We start from the raw sequence: 6,460 nt of genomic DNA on the forward strand, positions 1-6,460 counted from the left end.
TTATTAGTAAAACGATATCACCTATTGCCCCAATGCAAAAAAATATAAAATAATAACTTGCTTTTGTAATTTCTTTATTGAAAAGTTCTTTAATTGCTTGAACAAATATTTGTTCAAATTTAAACCAGCTTAAAATCCAAGCAATTATTAAAAAGCTTACAATTGTCATAATTATTTAGATCCTTCCTATTCCTCATACTAAAAATCCCGCTGCAAACATTTAATATTTTTAATGAAAGTGAATCATTAAACTTGAATAAATTACGCAACTTTTACCTATTCATTTAAAACTAGTTCTCAATTATATCATATTTATTTTCTTCTTAGACAAACTCTCGTACCATCTGTTAATTCAATAAGAAAACTCAATTACTATTCGTAAGCTTGTTAAAAAATCGAGTCCAATCAATTTTATTCTTATTGTTTAAATTCTTCTAATCTCTGAAGCTGTACTCCCTTGTCATCAAAGTTTTCCTCTGCCAACCACTTAGTTAATGCCTGATTATGTATTGGCCATTCTTCTATAAGCATTGAGAACCAGCTAGTGTTTCGTGAACGGTTTTTATAGATAACAGCATTTCTGAAAGTACCTTCATACGTAAAGCCTAAACGTTTTGCTGTTTGAATGGATGGAGCGTTAAGAGAATCACATTTCCATTCATAGCGTCGGTACTTTAGTTCATCAAATACATACATAGCTAATAATTGATGTGCTTCGGTAGACATTCTTGTTCTTTTTAACCCATCTGAAAAATTAACATTTCCTACTTCGATTACCCCATTTTCCTGATTGATCCTCATTAAGCTAAATATTCCAAGTGGTTTGTCTGTCTCTTTATTTATTACGACATAAAAGATGTTTATGCTACTTTCTATTTTTTTTAATAATGTTTGTTCAAAAGCCTCATAATTTTGAGGTGGTTCGTCGGATAAATATGTCCAATTACTTGGGCTGGAATTTTTATAAGCGTTATAGAGCTCTTTCGTGTGTGTAACTGATAATCTTTTGACAATCGTATACTTTCCGACATAACACATATCAGTTGGAAGTTTTCTTTTCTCCCAATTGGTCAACTCTTCACCAACCGGTTGATTGTATTCGTTTATTCTCTGATTCATTTAATTACCCCATTTCATTATTTAATTTTATTACAGTTTAACTTAGTAATAATAATTAATCTGATCTTTCATAATTTATTCAGCGATTTACGCGATTAATGAACTTACTAAACTATACATATATTTCTAAAAAATATCGACCATACAGACGATCGATTTGTTCATCAAATAGATGCGATAGTTGATCAAGAAAAACAAATATCCTTCTGTATAAAAAAGGATATTTGTCTAGTACAGACGCGGATAAATGTGAAATAAAAAACTTACCTTATAGCGAGTTAAATGTTTTTTAACATTCTTATGTTGTTAAAAGATTGAGCATTCCAATCTTTTGCCCACCAGCTAAAATTGCAGTAATTGATAATTCTAATACAATTTTCTTCATATGGATTCTCCCTCAAATCTACTAATAATAATAATTTACCATAAATTTCCAAACACTTATGAAACTAACCTGCCGTTTTTTAAAATAATAGATTTCCTTACTACCATCCAATAAAAGAAAAAGAGAATTAGCAAATCATCAAAAAGCAAAAAAAAAGAGAAGGAACAAAGCAATTCCTTCTCTTTTCATAAATCATCAATTTTTCGTAATTGTTAATTGATACTGATCATAGTCAGAAATACCTTTCGCTTCTTCTACGCGTATATAGTAAGTTCCTTTTTTCAACCTAATTTGGCCAACTTCGGGATCGTCATATGTGTAGCGGTTGAATGTGCCTAAATTTTTACCTTTAGAGTCATAGAAAGTTATCTTACCATTCATTCCAGACATAGGCATTTCAAGGTTGTATGAAACATATCGGTCTTTATCATTTACAAATTTAAAATAATCTTTATCACCATTTGCGACATTTGCGTTTAAATAGCCTAAACCGATATATGTGTTTTTACCAATATATCTTAATGGTAGTCTGATTGAAGGAATACCATTTGTATATTTCGCTTTAGCATCTTCGTCAGCTCGGTTCAGTGAATAAAAACGGAATATATATTCGTGAAGATTTGCAATATCTGGGTAAGAATTAGCTATTTCAAAGAAATAACCATGATTCGGTTTAGCTTGGAATGAACTTTTTGTGATGTCGCCATAATTTTGATAATAGCTTGCTTTCTCACGTTCTGTTCCATCTAATCTTTTATTTCCATTTGTATCTTCATAGACTGTAATGTTTACTGGTAGGTCATTAAATAGACTTGAGTACATCCCCCCTGATTGGGTTGGATCTACTGGTAACGCCATAAATTCGAATCCTTTTAGAACTGTAGATGTACTAGTATTTTTAAAGTAGAAATAGTCTTCATCAGAAGAACTTGAGAAATTACCATATTGTATCTCATCATAACTTTTAAGAGTTTTAGCAGAAGCGAATGAATTATTCGGTTCATATTTGTCTTTTGCTATACCTTCTCCACCTTGAAATGTTAATTGATAAGGCTCATCTAATGCACCACCTACTGATGAAACACGGAAATAATACGTTTTGTTACTATCGAGTAAAGCAAACAGATCTTTATTATTATCTGTATAATCACGATCTTGGAAAGTAGTGTAATAATTAAATGTTTTTGTTACATATTCAAAAGCACCTGTGTTCGAATTGTAAACATACGCTTGAGCATCAAACTGTTGATTTTTATTACCATTAATATTTAAATGAATAAACTCATTTTTACTTGGAGTGTACTTATACCAATCTACATCATTGTTATCTTGCATATAAGCCAATGGCCTTTTTCCATATCCTGTGATTGGAATTGCGTTTTTTAGCACTTGTTGAACATCCTCTGGATCCATTCCAGTCGTCACATCATCAATTGGTGTTGAATCATCTAATTGATTTATTAAGCCGTTTGATAAATCTAGCTGTTTAAATGTATTGACCAATCCGTCTTCATCAGCTGGTAAGTCTAGTTTTGACATCTTAAATGCTACTTTTTCAAATGAGCCTGGAATAATATATGGTGCATCTGGTTGTTCATCGTATAAAGGTAATGAAAAGACTGAGATTGGAGCACTTGATAGTTCAATAATATAATCTGTGTCCTTCTTTAGTGTAACCGCACCTTTTTCTCCTTCACTTTTCCCGTTATGATCGATTGAAACGAGTGGTAGTGGTTGTTTTGCATTAGATGTGTTTATATATTCATCCCATTTATCTTTTGTATATACAGTGATAGAAGTATTTAGTCCAGGAATTGAACCCATTGATAATAAGATTTTTTCATCTTCAGTTGGTCTGTATGAAATATATCTAGCCCCAGTATTTCCCTTATTAAATAGAAGGAATGAATCATCATTTAGACTAGTTGCATCAAAAGGTAAGGACGTAACTTCAATTGGATTGTTTTTTGCCCCAGTTTCTTCATTAATATTTAGTTTCTTTTTAATTGATAAACTAAAAGTAGAGCTACCTTTTGAACTATATCTTGAGTTTTTATCCATAACTTCAATGACAAGTGTTCCATCCTTTGGAGCAGTGTAAATGGTCCCTTCAGCAATTCCAGCAAGTACATCATCAATAATTAGTGGCTTAGAAGATGTTTTACTAGTTCCTTCATAGAAGCGAAGCGAAAGCTGATCATCGTAATTTTTTGCCATTTTTAACGTAAGACCTACATCTTCTCCTGCCTTTAAATTTAATTTATATCGATTAATTTGATGTGGTTTTGTAATTGTTCCTTTATATGAAGCCTCTCCATTTTCAGAAAGCTGAACAGCAGCTGCACTATCTATAATCGCTGAAGCAGATGGCTTTTTATATGAAACTAGTTTTTTCATATCATATTTTAAAGCTTTTACCGGATCGACAACACCATAACCATAATATATATCATATCCGGATGATCCTTTATCAGTGGCCGTTTCTTCAAGAATTTGTTCTATATCATAAGATGAAAGATTCGGATACTTTGTTTTTAATAGTGATGCGATTCCCGATACAACCGGTGTTGCCATTGATGTACCACTTAAATAATAGTATGTACTACCAATTGTTGGAGCATAAATCGTACTATAAATGAACTCTCCAGGTGCAACTACATCCACACCAGGACCGTATGTTGAAAATGAAGCAAGATGTTTTTCACTATCTGTTGCACCAACGGAAATAACTCCATCGTATGATGCTGGGTAGCTATATTCATTTGTGCCACTATTTCCTGCAGCTGCAACAACAACAACGCCTTTGCTGATTGCATATTGAATTGTATCATCAAGTAACTGACTATACATTGTACCACCAAGGCTCATATTTATTACTTTCGCACCTTTAGAAACAGCATAAAGAATCCCTTCTGAAATCGAATAGTCTGAAGTGTATTCATTCCCATTAAAAACATCTACAGAAAGAATTTTAGCATTAGGATTAATACCATATGCGCCTATTTTATTATCCTTTTTTGCAGCAATAATACCTGCGACATGAGTTCCATGAAAGTCTCTTACAGCTTGTGTTGCTGGATCAACTATATTATATGAACCAAGCAGTTGACCTGTTAAATCAGGATGACTTCTATCTACGCCTTGATCAATTACAGCAACAGTAATTGCTTTTTTAGCAACAAGTTTTTGTGCAGCTGAAATGTTTAGCTGACTTAAATGATACGCCTCATCTTCTTTAGGATTTGCTGCACTTGACATTAATTTATATTGAACGCTTGGAGAAACTGATTTAATCGTTCCGTATTGATTATAAACACTAAGAGCAGTTGATAATTTTTTACCATTTTTTAATTTAACGATATCATAACCTAGAGACGGAAAAGACTTTACAACACTCATTCCAGCACGATCATGTATCGAATTAGAAACAAAGCTATTATATTTTACAACATATGTAGAATCGCTAATTTGCTCTTTATTTGTAAGGAAAGGCAGTGGAGCATGTTGATTCAAAAATTTTGTTTTACTAGTATTCTTTACTGCAGCGTCAGTCGGGGTATGTGTTAGCATACTTGCTGCTAAAGAAAAAACTGCGCTAAATTTCATTATTTTTTTCAAGAAGAATCCTCATTTCTGGTTTTTTAATAGATTCGTAGATTAATCATTATAAAAAAGGTAAAAGATGAAATAGTATTTTATAGATTGTAACACTATGATCTATGGTTAATTTCATTATACCGTTATGTAATTACAGAAATTTGTCATACTATGAAAGAAAAGAGAAAAAGAAGAGAAAATTTAAAATATAATGACAAAAGATAACTCTGAATTACATATTGAAACAAACCACTTCCCCTTAGTTGAGTGATCATTTTTAATGTAAACGAAGGATGAAAAGCATCTTTAAAAGAAAAATACAATTCTATCATTCTCTTTTTTCCATTTAATACTTTATATAATTTATTCACTAAAATAATAATACTATTTATTTGTAACATTAGGGCATTAGTTGCTAACATTATATAATTTCAATTTAATCTAATTGACTATCATAAGCTTTTAAGCCAGTTCTTATAGTAATTTCGTTGTTCAAGAATGGTCACAAAATTTAAAGTATCATCACAATCAAAAATATCAACTAAATCCTCATATAAGGCTTGTTTTCCAAAACTTAATTTATAAGCTAAACGTCCACTCCCCATTGATTGTGTCATTGGAGATGGGTATACATTTAAAGCAGATCCATTGCAAAGAATTTGGATGCTCTTTTCTTCCAAATACAGTCTGAATTTTTCTAATGCCTCAAAAAAGCTATCTCCAATATAACTTCTTTCCTGTTGTTCAAAATTAATTTTCAGCATTACCATCTCTTCATCATTTGGTGTTTCTTCAAATAATTCAATTAGAATCTCTTCTATTTTATTTTCTTTCCAAACTAACTTAACAAATTTCTCCTCTTTTAGCGTTGAGAACACCTCAATTATAACTAACTCCAGAATATCTATTAGACTAATTATATCATTCCTTGTACTACTAATCTCTCATTCTTTTTTGTTAATTACTTCATAAAAATCTCTTATATAAACGTTAGATAGACATTTTTGATTTGATATCGTTTTTCCATCTGATTCCCAATGACTGTTTCACGCACAATGTTAAAAGTTGGAATCCCAGATAGAATAAAGACCATGCTCATAAATATTGTAATCGGTTTCATTTTTTTCATAATACTCTCCTTTTACGAAACAAATCTTATTTTAATAACAAATACAGCCCAAACTTATAATAATTTAATAAACAATCTAAAGTATGTCCCTCTCACATAGAATAATGAGAACTAGCAATGATAATCAATTGATTAATATTTTATACTTTCTTATTAAACTAAAATGACATATTGCTGCTACTTTAATGGAATATCAAAATTAATTTTCTATTAAAAAGAAAAATAAAAAA

General features: G+C 30.9%; 4 protein-coding genes. All 4 read right to left on the bottom strand.

All coding sequences use genetic code 11. The features are described from left to right. Nucleotides 1-417 precede the first annotated feature (417 nt). Nucleotides 418-1,119: a GNAT family N-acetyltransferase gene (locus ACFCYN_RS24780; RefSeq protein ID WP_375952682.1), complete on the bottom strand. Its 702-nt coding sequence runs from the start codon at nucleotides 1,117-1,119 to the stop codon at nucleotides 418-420. A gap of 580 nt (nucleotides 1,120-1,699) precedes the next feature. Further along, the gene (locus ACFCYN_RS24785) at nucleotides 1,700-5,122 is read right to left on the bottom strand and encodes a S8 family peptidase (protein ID WP_375952685.1); all 3,423 of its coding nucleotides are present in this window, start codon (nucleotides 5,120-5,122) and stop codon (nucleotides 1,700-1,702) included. A gap of 431 nt (nucleotides 5,123-5,553) precedes the next feature. Then, nucleotides 5,554-5,979, bottom strand: a complete 426-nt coding sequence (locus tag ACFCYN_RS24790; RefSeq protein WP_375952688.1) for a hypothetical protein — start codon at nucleotides 5,977-5,979, stop codon at nucleotides 5,554-5,556. A 101-nt stretch (nucleotides 5,980-6,080) separates the two neighbouring features. Next, nucleotides 6,081-6,230 carry a hypothetical protein gene (locus ACFCYN_RS24795; protein WP_375952691.1) on the bottom strand — a complete coding sequence of 50 codons (150 nt, stop codon included), beginning with the start codon at nucleotides 6,228-6,230 and terminating at the stop codon, nucleotides 6,081-6,083. Nucleotides 6,231-6,460 lie beyond the last annotated feature (230 nt).

The organism is Gottfriedia sp. NPDC056225 (genome assembly GCF_042267765.1).
GTDB lineage: Bacteria > Bacillota > Bacilli > Bacillales > Bacillaceae_G > Gottfriedia.

Excerpts from the sequence above, each read along its gene's own strand:
- ACFCYN_RS24795 (WP_375952691.1), bottom strand. The coding sequence starts at position 6,230 with ATGAAAAAAATGAAACCGATTACAATATTTATGAGCATGGTCTTTATT.
- ACFCYN_RS24780 (WP_375952682.1), bottom strand. The coding sequence starts at position 1,119 with ATGAATCAGAGAATAAACGAATACAATCAACCGGTTGGTGAAGAGTTG.